The organism is Halarchaeum grantii, from assembly GCF_014647455.2.
Taxonomy (GTDB): Archaea; Halobacteriota; Halobacteria; order Halobacteriales; family Halobacteriaceae; genus Halarchaeum; species Halarchaeum grantii.
This window is the reverse complement of record NZ_BMPF01000001.1, coordinates 775,228-788,872: the sequence shown is the minus strand read 5'-3', so window position 1 is coordinate 788,872 and position 13,645 is coordinate 775,228. Positions and strand designations below refer to the sequence as shown.

Here is a 13,645-nt window from a genome sequence, read left to right as displayed (position 1 = left end):
TTGCAGGAGACGTCTCTCTACGTCGGCGGCATCCCGAAGAACGAGGGTGTGTCGCTCAGTCCTCCTTTCGGTCGTTCCGGCGGCGCTCGACGCGCTCGCGCGTCTCCGACGCCGCGACCTCGCGGTCCCTCCTCGGGCCTTCGTCGCTCTCGGCCTCGACGAGGACGTAGAGGAGGAGGGCGCCCGCGACGGCGAGCGCGAACGCGAGCACGATCAGGAGTGCGGGGGCGGCGCTCACACGCCGGCTACAGCCGCCAGCGGGAAAGAACTACGGGCGCGCGTCGTAGACGACGTCGCCGTCCACCACCGTCATCGCGACGTCTATGTCGGTGAGTTCGTCGGCCTCCCACGGCGACCCGTCGAGGGCGACGAGGTCGGCGTCCGACCCGACCGCGAGCGCGCCCCGGCGGTCCTCGCTGAAGCCAGCGTACGCGCCGCCCGCCGTGTACGCGCGCAGCGCCTCCGTCACCGAGAGCGCCTCGCCCGTCGGCGGGTCGACCGCGAACGCGACGCCGTAGAGCGGGTCGAGCGGCATCGAGTCGCTGGAGAACGCGAGGTGCGCGCCCGCGTCCGCGAACTCCCGGAAGCGGTTCGTCCCCCGACGGCGCTCCGCACCGAGGCGCGCCGCGTAGAGGCCGTCCGCGCCCGTCCACCGGTGGAAGTTCGGCTGCATCGACGCGACGACGCCGAGCTCGGCGAGCCGCTCGATCTGCGCGTCCGTCGCGAGCTCCGCGTGCTCGATCCGGTGGCGCATCTCCCCCGGATTCGGCGTCTCCGTCTCGTAGGCGTCGAGGACGGCCTCGATGGCCTCGTCGCCGATCGCGTGCGCCGCGACCTGCAGGCCGGCGGCGTCCGCGCGCCGCACGATCTCGCGGAGTTCGTCCGGCTCGACCACCCACTGACCCGTCCCCCCCGAATCGGCGTACGGCTCCGAGAGCTTCGCGGTGCCCGCGCCGAGACTCCCGTCCGTGAACGTCTTGACGGCCCCAGTCTCCACCCACTCGCTCCCGTGATTCGTGCGCGCGCCGAGCTCCTCGAGCGCGTCGAGGTGGTCGGCCCAGTAGTTCAGGCGCACGCGCACCGAGAGGTCGCCCTCGGCCGCCATCTCGCGGTAGATCGCCGGGGCGTTCGAGCGCCGCACCATGTCGTGGACGGCCGTCACGCCGCGCGCGTTCGCGTGGCGCTGGGCGGCCGCGAGCAGCTCGCGCATCTCCGTCGCCGACGGGTCGATGGCCTCGTAGAGGGCGTCCACTGCGCCCTCGACGATTCGGCCGTTCTCGCGGACGTCGCCCGCCGGCATCGCCGCGTCGAGGCGTTCGAGCGCGATGCCGTTCAGGACGGCGGTGTGCATGTCCACGCGGACGGCCGCGACGGGGCGCGTCTCGCTCACCGCGTCGAGGTCCGCGCGCGTCGGCGCACCGTCCGGCCACGTCGACTCGTCGAACCCCCAGCCGAGCACCCACCCCTCCGAGTTGGGGGCCTGCTCGCGGAGCGCGTCGACGCACTCCGCGCGGTCGGCCGCGTCCCGGAGGTCGGCTTCGACGCGGTAGCGGCCGGTCGTCGCGAAGTGGACGTGCGCGTCCACGAACCCCGGGAGGAGGACGCGTCCCCCGAGGTCGACGACGTCCGTCTCGACGCCCACGGAGAAGTCGACCTCGTAGTCGGAGTCGAGACGCGACACGCGGCCGTCGCGCACCGCGAGCGCCTCGTACGTCTCGTCCGGTTCCCCAAGCGTGTGGACCTCGCCGTTCACGAAGACGACGTCCGCGTCCGCGCTCATGCCTGCAAGCGGGTCCGGCGGCGGCAAGAACGTTCGGGAACCCGACTCGGCCGCTCAGCGCCGGCGGAACCCGACCCAGTACGCGACGAGCAGGCCGACGGCGAGCGAGGCGACGTCGTCGAACGGCCCCTCGACCCAGCCGACGGTGGCGTTCGCGACCGTTTGGATGGCGACGAGCGCGGCGAACGACGCGAGGTAGAACGCGACGAGCGCGGACGCGAGCCGTCGCGGTGCGACTTCCGCGCGGACGGCGGCGTACGCGCCGAGGAGGCCGCACCCGAACGCGAGCGGCACGCCGTAGACGAGCTGCGTGAACGGGTCGGGCGGCGTGACCAGCGCGACGAGCGCGAACGCGAGCGGTGCCGCGAGGAACCAGCCCAGTATCGCCCGGAACGCGGTGTCGAGGCGGCTCATACGCCCGAGTATCGACGCCGTGGGGAAGTACGCACCGATACGAACCGTTTAGGGGCGTGGCTCGCCCAGAGGGCGGTATGAGCGACCACGACGCCGACGCCCTCGCGGAGCGAGTGCGGGACGGCGACCTGCGCCTCTACGAACTCGAAGAACACGCGGACGCCGAGACGGCGGCCGCCGCGCGCCGTCGCCTCCTCGAACGCGAGACCGGCGCCGCCCTCGACGTCACCGGCGACTACGCCTTCGACCCCGAGGCCGCCGCGGACTCGGCCATCGAGAACCTCGTCGGCGGCACCCAGATCCCCTTCGGCGTCGCCGGCCCCGTCGCCGTCGACGGCGACGCCGCGAGCGAGGCGTACTACCTCCCGATGGCTACCACCGAGGGCGCGCTCCTCGCCTCCGTCAACCGTGGCTGCTCGGCCATCACCGCCGCCGGCGGCGCGAACGCCCGCGTCACGAAGCGCGGGATGACGCGCGCGCCGGTCTTCCGCGTCGCGGACGTCACCGAGGGCGCGGAGGTCGCGCGCTGGGTGGACGAGCACTTCGCGGACCTCAAGGCGGCCGCCGAGTCCACGACGGACCACGGGACGCTTCAGGAGGTCACGCACTACGTCGTCGGCGACAACGTCTACCTGCGCTTCTCCTACGACACCGCCGACGCGATGGGGATGAACATGGCGACCATCGCCACCGGCGAGGCCTGCGACGTCGTCGAGGCGAACACGCCCGCCGAACTCGTCGCGCTCTCCGGGAACCTCTGCGCGGACAAGAAGCCCGCCGCCATCAACGCCGTCGAGGGGCGCGGACGCACCGTCACGGCGGACGTCCACATCCCGCGCGACGTCGTCGAGGAGCGCTTCAAGACGACGCCCGAAGCCATCGCCGAGGTGAACACGCGCAAGAACCTCGTCGGGTCCGCGAAAGCCGGGAGCCTCGGCTTCAACGCGCACGCCGCGAACGTCGTCGCCGCCGTCTTCCTCGCCACCGGGCAGGACGCCGCGCAGGTCGTCGAGGGCTCGAACTGCATCACGACCGTCGAAGCGAGGGACGACGAACTCTACGCCTCCGTCAACCTCGCGTCCCTCGAGGTGGGCACCGTCGGGGGCGGCACGAAGCTCCCGACGCAGGCCGAGGCCCTCGACGTCCTCGGTGTTCGCGGCGGCGGCGACCCCGCCGGCTCGAACGCCGACGAACTCGCCGAGGTCATCGCCGCCGGCGCGCTCGCCGGCGAACTCTCCCTGCTCGCCGCGCTCGCCTCCCGACACCTCTCCTCCGCGCACGAGGACCTCGGGCGCTGAGGCGGCGTCCGCGAGCCCTCACGACCGGAGGGCCGCGAGCGGGTCCCGGCCGAACCCGAGCGCGAGCGCGTACCCGCCAGCGACGAGGACGAGCGCGAACCCCGCCCACGTGAGGAGCGGGCGCGCCCACCTGACGCCGCCAGTGATGCCCGCCCAGCCGACCGCCACGACCGCCATGACGGCCGCGCGCCGCCGCGCGCCGTTCAGCAGGTTCCCGACGACGAAGCAGACGCACATCACGAGGAACGACGCGCTCGCGACCGGCCACGACGGCGCCACGCCCGCTACGGCGAGCACCGCACCCGCGACGACCACCGCCGCGCCCGTCACCTGTAGCGCGTCACCCGGTGACACCGAATCCATGTGGGCGCGTCCGCGCCCCACCGAGAAAAACGTGGCTCAGAGCAGTCGGTAGACGCCCCGCGACTCCGAGGCCTCACCGCGTCGCGCGAGGCGCTCCACGGCCTCGCGGGCGAACGACTCGGAGACGCCGTGCTCCTCGCAGTAGGCGGCGACGTCGTCCGCCGTGGGCGAATCGAGTTCGCGGAGCGCCTCCTTCACGCGCTCCGTCCGGGAGACGGAGCCGCCCCCGCGCTCGTCCGCCGCGCGCGTCTCCGCCGCGTCCACGCCCGCCGCGTCGAGGTACTCCTCGTCGTCCACGACGGCCTCGTCGGCCCGTTCGGCCATCTCCGTGTAGGAGTCGAGGTCCGCGAACGCCTCCCCGTAGCCCGAGCGGTTCGCGAGCATCGACGCGCGCACCTCTGCCGCGTGCTCGCGGTCTTCGGTCGTCACGAACTGCTTGCGCTTCGCGTGCGCCTTGCTCGTCCCGCAACGCGGGCACTCGGTGCGCTCCGGGCGTCCCTCGACCACCCAGAGCATCGAGCAGTCGCTACACCCGACGACGGCGTACATACCTCCCGTTCGCGCCCTCGTGGACATAAACTCGTCCCCACCGTTCTCCGGGGCGCCCTTATTCGACGTTGAACCCCATCTCCTCGAGGATGTCGGGGACGCGGTCGACGTGGTCGCCCTGAATCTCGACCGTGCCGTCGTTCACCGTGCCGCCGGCGCCGAGTTTCTTCTTCAGCTTCGTCGCGACGTCCTGCAGGTCGGTCGCCTCCTCGTCGAACCCCTCGACGATGGTGACGGGCTTGTTGTACGTGCGGCGCTCGACGCGCACCGTCAGGTGCTCTTCGGCGCGCGCGAGGTCCTCCTCGATTCCGGGGATGTCCGCGAACGGATCGTCTACCATACCCGGACGTTGTGCGTCACGGACAAAGAAGCCACGTGGCCGACGCCGGGCGAAGCGCGAGACGGGCGGCCGACGCCGTCGCTGGCGGCGCGCGAAAAACGGGGAGAATCGGTGTGCGTTCTCGCGGAGAGGACCGAGACGTCTGGCCGAGGTCCTCGATCGCGTCGGAACGGAGTTCCGACTGACCGAAGACTCGCTTACGCGAGGTCCTCGATGCGGTCGACGATCTCGTCGGCGTACTCGGACGCGGCGAGCTTGACGCCGCCCTCGACCTGCCGTTCGAGGTCGTAGGTGACGCGGTGCTCGGAGATCTGCGCCTCGACGGCGTCGTGGACGAGGTCGGCGGCGTCGTCCCAGCCGAGCTGTTCGAGGAGGATCTTCCCGGAGAGGATCATCGCGGTCGGGTTCGCCTTGTCCTTGCCGGCGTGCTTGGGCGCGCTGCCGTGCACGGGCTCGGCGAGGACGCGGCCGTCGCCGAGGTTGGCGCCGGGCGCGATGCCGAGGCCGCCGATCTGGGCGCCCGCGGCGTCGCTGAGATAGTCACCGTTGAGGTTCGGCATCGCGAGCACGTCGTAGTTGTCCGTGCGCGTGAGGAGCTGCTGGAGCATGTTGTCCGCGATGCGGTCCTTGACGACGACGGTGTCCTCGGGGGCCTCGCCGTCGTACTCCTCCCAGAGGGTGTCCTCGTCGATGGTCTGCTCGGGGAACTCCTCGGCGGCGATCTCGTAGCCCCAGTCACGGAAGGCGCCCTCGGTGAACTTCATGATGTTGCCCTTGTGAACGAGCGTGACGGAGTCACGGTCGTTCTCGATGGCGTACTCGATGGCCTGCCGGACGAGGCGCTTCGTGCCGAACTCGGTGATGGGCTTGATGCCGATGCCGACGGGGCCGTCGTGGATGGTGGCGTCGAAGCCCATCTCGTCCTCGACGAACTCCCGGACCTCCTCGACCTCGTCGGTGCCGGCCTCCCACTCGATGCCGGCGTAGACGTCCTCGGTGTTCTCGCGGAAGTTGACCATGTCCATCTCCTCGGGCTCGGAGACCGGGGACGGAACGCCCTCGAGGTAGTAGGTGGGGCGCATGTTCGTGTAGAGGTCGAGCTTCTTGCGGAGCGCGACGTTCAGGCTCCGGAAGCCGGCGCCGACCGGCGTCGTGAGCGGGCCCTTGATGGAGGCGCGGAACTCGCGCAGGGCGTTGACGGTGTCGTCGGGGAGGTTCTCGTCGTACTTCTCGCGCGCGCTCTCGCCGGCGAAGACGCGCATCCAGTTGATGTCGCGGCCGGTCGCGTCGGCGGCGGCGTCGAGGACCTGCTGTGCGACGGGTGCGACGTCCTTCCCGATGCCGTCCCCGTAGATGATGGGGATGATGGGGTTGTCCGGGACGACGAGTTCGTCCGCGTCCTCGTCGTACGTGACTTTCTCCCCCTGGTCGGGGACTTCGACTTGCTCGTACTCGTAGCTCATCTCGTTTCGAACCCTCCCGGTGCGCGCCTAAAAGGACTGCTGTTTCCGCGAATCAATACGTCAATCGTCGATATTCCGGGTCGTCGTCGTGCGTACGATCCGCGAGAGCCCGGCCGACTCGCGAGGCGAACGGTTGGCGCGTGTTCGCACGCCGCTTTCGGCTCGTGCGTCGCGCGAGCGGACCCGAACGGTAAAAAGACGAGCGCGCCAACTTCGGGCCATGACGGACACCGTGGAACCCGGAAGCGAGGCGTACGACACGTACCACGAGGCGGGCGACATCCTCGCGCAGGTGCTCGACGAGGCCGAGGAACGCGTCGAGGTCGGCGCGACCCACCTCGAGGTCGCCGAGTTCGCTGAGGACCGCATCCGAGAGCTCGGCGGGAAGCCGGCGTTCCCCGTGAACATCAGCGTCGACAACGAGGCGAGCCACGCCTCCCCGCACGGCGACGAGGAGACGGAGTTCGGCGAGGAGATGGTCTGTCTCGACGTCGGCGTCCACGTCGAGGGCTACATCGCGGACGCCGCGCGCACCGTCGACCTCTCCGGGAACCCCGAGCTGAAGGAGGCTGCCGAGGAGGCGCTCGACGCCGGCCTCGACGTCGTGGAGGCGGGCGCACACACCGGCGAGATCGGCGCGGAGGTCGCGGATGTCATCGAGGCGTACGGCTACCAACCGATCGTGAACCTCTCCGGGCACGGCCTCGAGCAGTGGGACGCGCACACGGACCCGAGCGTTCCCAACCGTGGCACCCAGCAGGGAACCGTCCTCGAAGCGGGCGACGTCCTCGCCGTCGAGCCGTTCGCCACGACGGGCTCCGGGAAGGTGACGGAGGGCTCGAAGACGGAGATCTACTCCCTCGTCGACGACCGCTCGGTGCGCAACCGGCAGGCCCGACAGGTGCTCGAGACGGTGCGCGAGGAGTACCGCGAGCTCCCGTTCGCGAAGCGCTGGCTGGACTCGCCGCGCGCGGACATGGCGGTCCGGCGCCTCGAGATGGAGGGCGTCCTCCGCTCGTACCCCGTCCTCCAGGAGTCGGAGGGCGAACTCGTCGGGCAGGCCGAGCACACGATCATCGTCACCGAGGACGGCTACGAGGCGACGACGGAGCCGTAACGACGGACGCGGCGCTACCCGGGGCGTGCGCTCGACGCCGAAGAAATACGAGGGGGGAGGTGGCGACGATTGACCGCGCGTCGTGGTTTACGCGTTGTTCATCCGGGTTGACGACGTCTCACCGCAGACGCGACACTTCGCGACGCGGTACGGCTCGCGCGAGAACTCGGCGTTCTCGTCCTTGTCGGACTCCGTCTTCAGCTCGACGGAGACCGCGTGGGGTGTCTCTTTCCCACAGCTTTCGCACGATTCCGCCATACCGTCGGAACGAGGTGTTTTGCTCGCCATCGGAACCACCCTCGGCTCCGACAAACGGCGTCCGGACACAAAAACATCGGCCCTTCTCGCCATCGCGAATCCTTCCCCGTTCGATAACGCGGCAGATGACTACCGATTCGTTCGTCAAACGGGTATACGATACCGACCTGTCGCCGTCGCGTTCCGTAAGCTACCTGTCGCGCCCGCGCGAGTCGGCGGGTATGGAGCAGGTGTTCGCCCCGTGGCGCATCGAGTGGGTGCGACGTGAGGAGAAGAACCCGGACATTGATGAGTGCGTCCTCTGCGAACTCCCGGAGCGCGCGGACGCCCGCGAGAACCTCGTCGTCGCGCGCAGCGAGCGCGCCTACGTCCTCCTGAACAACGCGCCGTACAACCCCGGACACCTGATGGTCGTCCCCCTCGCGCACGGCGGGGAGTACGCGGCGCTCGACGACGACGCCCTCCTCGATCACGCGCGCCTCAAACAGCGCGCGTTCGACGCGCTCGACGAGGCCGTGGGCCCGGACGCCTACAACGCCGGTCTGAACCTCGGCGGCGGGCCGGCCGGCGGGAGCATCGACGACCACCTGCACACGCACGTCGTCCCGCGCTTCGACGGCGACACGAACTTCATGCCCGTGATCTCGGACACGAAGGTCGTCGTCGAGGCGCTCGAGGAGACGTACGACCGCCTGCACGACGCGTTCGCCGACCAACCCGGCGCGACGGTCCCCGGCGAGGACGCGGCGGTCGAACTCGCTTTCGACTGACTCGAAAACTCCGCAACGCACTTGCTTCGGGGGCCGCTATCGCTGGTCGATGGACCGGAAGACCGCGATGCGCCGCGCCGGGGTCGTCGTCCTCGCGGCGAACCTCGTCCTCCTCCTCGCGAAGGGCGCCGTCTGGTGGTACACCGGGAGCATCGCGGTCGGCTCCGAGGCGGTCAACAGCGGTGCGGACGCCGTCTACAGCGTCGTCATCCTCGGCGGCCTCTACCTCACGACGCGACCGGCGGACTTCGAGCATCCCCACGGCCACGAGCGCATCGAGCCGTTCGTCGCGCTGTTCGTCGCGCTCGGCGTCTTCGCGGCGGGCGTTGGCGTCCTCTACAACGCGTCGACGGCGGTTCTCACCGGCTCGTACGGCGGCACGGCCGGGCCCGCGGGCGTCGCGGTGCTCGTCCTCACGGCGCTCGCGAAGTACGGCCTCTACCGCTACTGCCGACGCACGGGCGAGCGCACCAACTCGCCGGCGCTGGTGGCGACGGCGCTCGACAACCGCAACGACATCCTGACGTCGAGCGCGGCGCTCGTCGGCGTGCTCGGCGCGATGGTGGGCGTCCCGGTGCTCGACCCGATCGCGGCGGGCGTCGTCTCGCTCGGCATCCTCTACACGGGCTACGAGATCGTCCGGGACAACGTGAACTACCTCGTGGGGGCGGCGCCGCCGGAGGACCTGCGCCGCGAGATCCTCGAGCGCGCGCTCAGCCACGACCGCGTGCGCGGCGCGCACGACGTCGTCGCGCACTACGTCGGCCCCGAGGTGGACGTCAGCCTCCACATCGAGGTGGAGGGCGACCTGACGCTCTTCGAGGCCCACGACATCGAGTCGGCGGTCGTCCAGGACATCCGCTCGATGCCGGAGGTCGACGACGTCTTCGTCCACGTCGACCCGAAGGAACTCGGCGAGTGGAAGGCCGACCGGGAGGCGGCGGGGTTGCTCGGTCACGACCGCTGAGTCGCGGGTCGCCGATGCGCCGCGACTCCTACAGGGGTTCGCCGAACGCGTACATCGTCTGGTGGCCGGTGACTTCGACGGTCGCGAAGTCCCCGGGTTCGAGACCGTACTCGTCCGCGTTCTGCACGATGACCTGCCTGTACGCGGAGTCGTAGCACTTCACGGAGTCACCGGTGCCGTACTCGGTGACGAGGACGTCGCGTTCGTCGCCGACCATCGACTCGTAGGCCTCCCCGACGATCTCGCGCTTCGCCGCGCTCATCTCCTTCGAACGCTCCTTCTTCAGCGTCCCGCCGAGGCCCTTCATGTCGGCGGCGTCGGTGCCGGGGCGCTTCGAGAAGCGCGTGACGTTCACCTTCTCCGGGCGCGTCTCCCGCAGGAGCGCCATCGACATCTCGTGGTCCTCATCGTCCTCCGTCGGGAAGCCGACGATGAAGTCCGTCGAGAGCGTCCACTCCTCCAGGTGGTCGTCGAACGTCTCGACGATCTCGACGTACTGCTCGACGCGGTGCTGGCGGCGCATCTCCTCGAGGACGTCGTCGCTCCCGGACTGGACGGGCGCGTGCAGGAAGTTGTAGAGCTCGTCGTGGGCGGCGAACACCTCCGCGAGCTCCTCGCGGATGCCGTGGATGCCCCCGGGGTTCGCCATCCCCACCCTGACGCGGAAGTCGCCCTCGATCTCGGTGCAGATGCGCTCCAGGAGCTCCGGGAGCTTCCGCTCGCCCGTGTCCCAGCCGTACACGCCGGTGTCCTGTCCGGTGATGCGGATCTCCGTCGCACCGGCGTGAACGAGCGCGCGCGCCTTCTCGACGTTCTCCTCGACGGGGGGCGATTCGACGCGGCCCGTCGCCTGCTTCGTGATGCAGTACGAGCAGTTCGACATGCAGCCGCGCGCGATCGGGAGGATGCCGACGACGCCGTCGAGGATCGGCTCGGCGTCCGGCGTCGGCGTCGGGCACTCGCCGTTCGTGACCGCCTCGGGCACCTCGTCCCAGTGGAGGACCTCGGCGTCGACGTCGGCCTCGCGGAACTCCTCGCCTTGGGCGAGCGCCATACAGCCGGTGACGTAGAGGTCCGCGATCTCGTCGGTGAGCTCCTGTGCCCGGCGGAGCATGTTGCGCTCCGTCTTCTCGACCACGGTACACGTGTTCAGGATCGCCACGTCCGCCTCCTCGACGCCCTCGACGCGGTGGTGGCCGGCGTCACGGAGCCGTCGCTCGATCTCGCGGCTCTCACCGCGATTCGACGTGCATCCGTACGTCTCGATGTGGTACCGGGCCATCTCGTCCACTCGTTCTCCGGCCGGCGGCAAAAGCCCCGCGCTTTCGGTGGTTCACGGCGGGTCCGAGCCGAGGTCCTCGGCGGTGTCGACGTCGCCGGTGACGCGCTCGCCGCGCGCGAGCGGGACGACGAGGAGGCGGACGGCCTGCACGCAGAGGACGACGAGCAGCGGGCCGGCGAAGAGACCGTACCACCCGAACACCATCGAGCCGACGATGAAGCCGAACATCACGAGGCCGACGTGCGTGTCCCGGCCCGCGATTTCCGGGAGGACGAACGTCATCGGGACGAAGTCGAGGAAGACGAAGCAGACGGCGAGCAGGGCGAGCGGGTACGCGAGCGAGGCGTCCGGCGCCTGGAGCGCGCTGTACGTCAGGTAGCCGACGAGCGGGCCGTAGACGAGCTTCCCGACGACGAGCGGGACGACGGACGCGAGCCCGGTCGCGAGCGCGAGCGCGGTCGGGAAGGGGATGGCGAGCGCGGGCGGCGCGAGGAGGTTGTAGGCGTGATAGACGACGACCGCGCCGAGCGCGATGACGAAGACGATCAGCACCGACCCGAAGTAGAGCGGTTCGAGGTCGCGGTCGACCGCCGTGACGTACGCGAACGTCGCGGAGTCCGCGCCCGCGACGCCCGCGAACCACTCCCGGACGCGCGCGCCGTCGCGCAGGAGGTAGAAGGCGATGAGCGTCGCGAACACGAGGTGCATCGCCGCGCTCGACAGCAGCCCGAGGTAGTGACGCGCGCGCTCGAGGAAGAGGCCGAGCGAGTACCGCTCTGGGTCGCGGAGGGCGGCGACGAGCTCCGTGACGGGCTGCTGGAGGAGCGCGTCCACGTTCACGTACGGTCGGAGCACTTCGCTGTAGACGCGGATTCGCGGGCGGAGCTCCTGAAACCCCATCAGGCCGAGGTAGCCGGTGACGGCGAAGAAGGGGAGCGCGACGAGCAGGAGGGTGAGGAGCGCGGCGACCCCGGGGCTGACGGCGCGCTCGAGGCGCCGGTGGATGGGGCGGACGCCGTAGTAGATGAAGAGCCCGAAGGTGATCGTCCCCGCGACCGTGGCGAACACGTGGGCGACGAAGCCGGCGAGCGTGAGGACGACCGCCCAGAGGAGGACGCGCTCTCGCCGCTCGGGCACCCAGTCGGCGAGGCTCATCGCGTGTGCGTACCCTCGGTGTGCGCCGAGAAAAACGCGGCGGCTCCACGCACCCGAAGACATTTGGCCCGGAGCGAGTGACGCGAACGTATGCCCTCCAGACGCGACGTCCTCGCGACCGCCGGTGCGTTCGCCGCCGCGGCGCTCGCCGGCTGTCAGACGCCATCGGACGGCTCGACGCGAAGCGACTATCCCGAAGGCGTCGTCTTCGACGACGGCTGGCGTTCGCCGAACCACGACGACGCGAACACGCGCGCCGTCCGCGACGGCCCGACGCTCACCGACCCCGAGGTCACGGCGACGCTCCCGCCGGCACGCGGCGGCGTGACGGGCGCTGAGGGGCGGCTCTTCCTCGCTCGGCGCTCGACGCTCCGCGCGTTCGACGCCGCGTCCGGCGACGCGCTGTGGACGGCGTCGGCCGACGGCACGCACCCGCCGAGCGTGCTCGGTGAGGTCGTCTACGCGCCCCATCCCGAGGCGCCCGTGGTCCGGGGCTTCGACGCCGAGAGCGGCGACGTCGTCGAGACGCACGACCTACCGGCGCGCGCGGTGACGCCGCCCGCGTGGAGCAACGGCCGCGATTCGTTCGCCGTCGCGCTCGCGGGCGGCCGACTCGCCGGCGTCACCGTCGACTCGGGCGAGACGTGGACGGCCGACCCGTGGGGCGGCGTCGAGGCCCACCTCGCGCACAACATGAACACCGTCGTCGCCGCGACGGCCACCGGCGAGGTGTACGCGTACGGCGCGCGAGGGACGCCCCGGTGGCGGACGAACCTCGGTGCGGTCGACCTCGTCGCGCCCGTCGTCGGCGACGAGCGGGTCTACGTCGGCGGCTGGGACGGGACGATAGCCGCGCTCTCGCGGACGGACGGCGAACGCGTCTGGACGCGCGAGCGCGCCTTCGTGGACGCGCCGCTCGCCTTCGATGGCACCCGGCTCTATCACGCCGCCGGCGACCTCGTCGCGTTCGACGCGGCGACCGGGGAGACGAACTGGACGTACGACGCGACGGCGTCCTGTGCGCCCGCCGTCGTCGACGACACCGTCTACGTCGGCCGCGACGACGGCGCGCTCGCGGCGCTCGACGCCGCGTCCGGGGGGGAGCGCTGGACGCTCGCGCTCGGCTCCTCGGTCGGACCGACCGTCGCCGCCGTCGGCGACGCGCTCGTCGCGGCGGGCACCACCGACGACGGGCGCATGGTGACGTTCCTCGTCCGCTAGCCCTCGAAGCCCTCGACGAGTGCGACGCCCGAGCTCGCGCCGATGCGCTCGGCTCCCGCGTCCAGCATCGCCCTCGCCGTCTCGTAGTCGCCGATCCCGCCGGAGGCCTTCACCGGGAGGTAGGCCGCGAGGAGCTCGACGTCCGCGACCGTCGCGCCCCCGTCGGCGAACCCCGTCGAGGTCTTCAGGTAGTCCGCGCCCGCCTCGCGCGCGAGCTTGCCGGCGGCGCGCTTCTCGTCGTCCGTGAGGAGCGCCGTCTCCACGATGACCTTCACCGGGCGCGTGCTCGCCGCGACGACGGCCTCGACGTCCGCCCGCACCGCCTCGTGCTCGCCGGCCTGCAGGCGGCCGACGTTCACCACCATGTCGAGTTCGTCCGCGCCGTCCGCGGCCGCGATTCGCGCCTCCTCGCGCTTCGCCTCGGTGGCGTGCTGGCCGTGCGGGAAGCCGACGACGGTGGCGAGCGTCACCTCGGGCGCGTACGCGCTCGCCTCCGAGAGGTAGCACGGCGGCACGCAGGCGTTCATCCCGTACTCCTGACAGTCGTCGAGGACGCCCTCGACGTCGGCGACGGTGGTCTCGGGGCCGAGGACGGTGTGGTCGATGCGGGCGGCGAACTCCTCTCGGTTCATACCGGGAAGGCGCGTCCGGCCGGCAAAAAGCCAGCG

16 protein-coding genes are annotated in these 13,645 nt (G+C 70.9%); 5 read left to right on the top strand and 11 right to left on the bottom strand.

Annotated features, from left to right (window positions below; genetic code table 11):
* Positions 1 to 55: 55 nt before the first annotated feature.
* From IEY12_RS04285 to IEY12_RS04275, 3 genes are read right to left on the bottom strand one after another with little or no spacing between them, the layout of a single operon-like run.
* Complete coding sequence (locus IEY12_RS04285; protein ID WP_123075266.1) at positions 56 to 238, bottom strand: hypothetical protein; 183 nt, start codon at positions 236 to 238, stop codon at positions 56 to 58.
* A gap of 30 nt (positions 239 to 268) precedes the next feature.
* Positions 269 to 1,780 carry an amidohydrolase gene (locus IEY12_RS04280; protein ID WP_188879452.1) on the bottom strand — a complete coding sequence of 504 codons (1,512 nt, stop codon included), beginning with the start codon at positions 1,778 to 1,780 and terminating at the stop codon, positions 269 to 271.
* A 54-nt stretch (positions 1,781 to 1,834) separates the two neighbouring features.
* Complete coding sequence (locus IEY12_RS04275; protein WP_188879450.1) at positions 1,835 to 2,194, bottom strand: hypothetical protein; 360 nt, start codon at positions 2,192 to 2,194, stop codon at positions 1,835 to 1,837.
* 77 nt (positions 2,195 to 2,271) lie between these two features.
* Here IEY12_RS04275 and hmgA point away from each other — a divergent pair, with 77 nt between their 5' ends.
* Complete coding sequence (hmgA, locus tag IEY12_RS04270) at positions 2,272 to 3,492, top strand: hydroxymethylglutaryl-CoA reductase (NADPH) (RefSeq protein WP_188879448.1); 1,221 nt, start codon at positions 2,272 to 2,274, stop codon at positions 3,490 to 3,492.
* Between the two features lie 18 nt (positions 3,493 to 3,510).
* Here hmgA and IEY12_RS04265 read toward each other — a convergent pair whose 3' ends face one another.
* The 4 genes from IEY12_RS04265 to icd form a co-directional block, all read right to left on the bottom strand.
* On the bottom strand, positions 3,511 to 3,855 hold the full coding sequence (locus IEY12_RS04265) for a hypothetical protein (RefSeq protein ID WP_188879445.1): 345 nt from the start codon (positions 3,853 to 3,855) through the stop codon (positions 3,511 to 3,513).
* 36 nt (positions 3,856 to 3,891) lie between these two features.
* On the bottom strand, positions 3,892 to 4,404 hold the full coding sequence (locus tag IEY12_RS04260) for a DUF5817 domain-containing protein (RefSeq protein ID WP_188879443.1): 513 nt from the start codon (positions 4,402 to 4,404) through the stop codon (positions 3,892 to 3,894).
* Positions 4,405 to 4,462: 58 nt separating this feature from the next.
* The gene (yciH, locus tag IEY12_RS04255; RefSeq protein ID WP_188879440.1) at positions 4,463 to 4,744 is read right to left on the bottom strand and encodes a stress response translation initiation inhibitor YciH; all 282 of its coding nucleotides are present in this window, start codon (positions 4,742 to 4,744) and stop codon (positions 4,463 to 4,465) included.
* A 197-nt stretch (positions 4,745 to 4,941) separates the two neighbouring features.
* Positions 4,942 to 6,207 (bottom strand): isocitrate dehydrogenase (NADP(+)), encoded by a 1,266-nt coding sequence (icd, locus tag IEY12_RS04250; protein WP_188879438.1) that lies wholly within the window; start codon positions 6,205 to 6,207, stop codon positions 4,942 to 4,944.
* Between the two features lie 220 nt (positions 6,208 to 6,427).
* Here icd and map point away from each other — a divergent pair, with 220 nt between their 5' ends.
* A complete protein-coding gene (gene map, locus IEY12_RS04245; protein ID WP_188879436.1) occupies positions 6,428 to 7,324 on the top strand; it encodes a type II methionyl aminopeptidase in 897 nt (298 codons plus the stop codon).
* Positions 7,325 to 7,411: 87 nt separating this feature from the next.
* On the opposite strand, the gene IEY12_RS04240 is transcribed toward map, so the two are convergent.
* Complete coding sequence (locus IEY12_RS04240) at positions 7,412 to 7,612, bottom strand: DUF7835 family putative zinc beta-ribbon protein (RefSeq protein ID WP_188880353.1); 201 nt, start codon at positions 7,610 to 7,612, stop codon at positions 7,412 to 7,414.
* Between the two features lie 191 nt (positions 7,613 to 7,803).
* Between IEY12_RS04240 and IEY12_RS04235 the strand changes: the two genes are divergently transcribed.
* Entirely contained in the window at positions 7,804 to 8,352 is a 549-nt protein-coding gene (locus tag IEY12_RS04235; RefSeq protein WP_188879423.1) for an HIT family protein, read from the top strand.
* A gap of 49 nt (positions 8,353 to 8,401) precedes the next feature.
* Positions 8,402 to 9,319 carry a cation diffusion facilitator family transporter gene (locus tag IEY12_RS04230; protein ID WP_188879421.1) on the top strand — a complete coding sequence of 306 codons (918 nt, stop codon included), beginning with the start codon at positions 8,402 to 8,404 and terminating at the stop codon, positions 9,317 to 9,319.
* A 28-nt stretch (positions 9,320 to 9,347) separates the two neighbouring features.
* Here the strand turns inward: IEY12_RS04230 and IEY12_RS04225 are convergent, their stop codons facing one another.
* Positions 9,348 to 10,601, bottom strand: coding sequence for a tRNA (N(6)-L-threonylcarbamoyladenosine(37)-C(2))-methylthiotransferase (locus IEY12_RS04225; protein WP_188879419.1), 1,254 nt, complete (start codon positions 10,599 to 10,601; stop codon positions 9,348 to 9,350).
* 51 nt (positions 10,602 to 10,652) lie between these two features.
* On the bottom strand, positions 10,653 to 11,756 hold the full coding sequence (locus IEY12_RS04220; protein WP_188879414.1) for an AI-2E family transporter: 1,104 nt from the start codon (positions 11,754 to 11,756) through the stop codon (positions 10,653 to 10,655).
* 90 nt (positions 11,757 to 11,846) lie between these two features.
* Here IEY12_RS04220 and IEY12_RS04215 point away from each other — a divergent pair, with 90 nt between their 5' ends.
* Positions 11,847 to 12,977: a PQQ-like beta-propeller repeat protein gene (locus IEY12_RS04215; protein ID WP_188879412.1), complete on the top strand. Its 1,131-nt coding sequence runs from the start codon at positions 11,847 to 11,849 to the stop codon at positions 12,975 to 12,977.
* Here the strand turns inward: IEY12_RS04215 and deoC are convergent.
* Complete coding sequence (gene deoC / locus IEY12_RS04210) at positions 12,974 to 13,609, bottom strand: deoxyribose-phosphate aldolase (protein ID WP_188879409.1); 636 nt, start codon at positions 13,607 to 13,609, stop codon at positions 12,974 to 12,976. The genes IEY12_RS04215 and deoC overlap by 4 nt on opposite strands.
* Positions 13,610 to 13,645 lie beyond the last annotated feature (36 nt).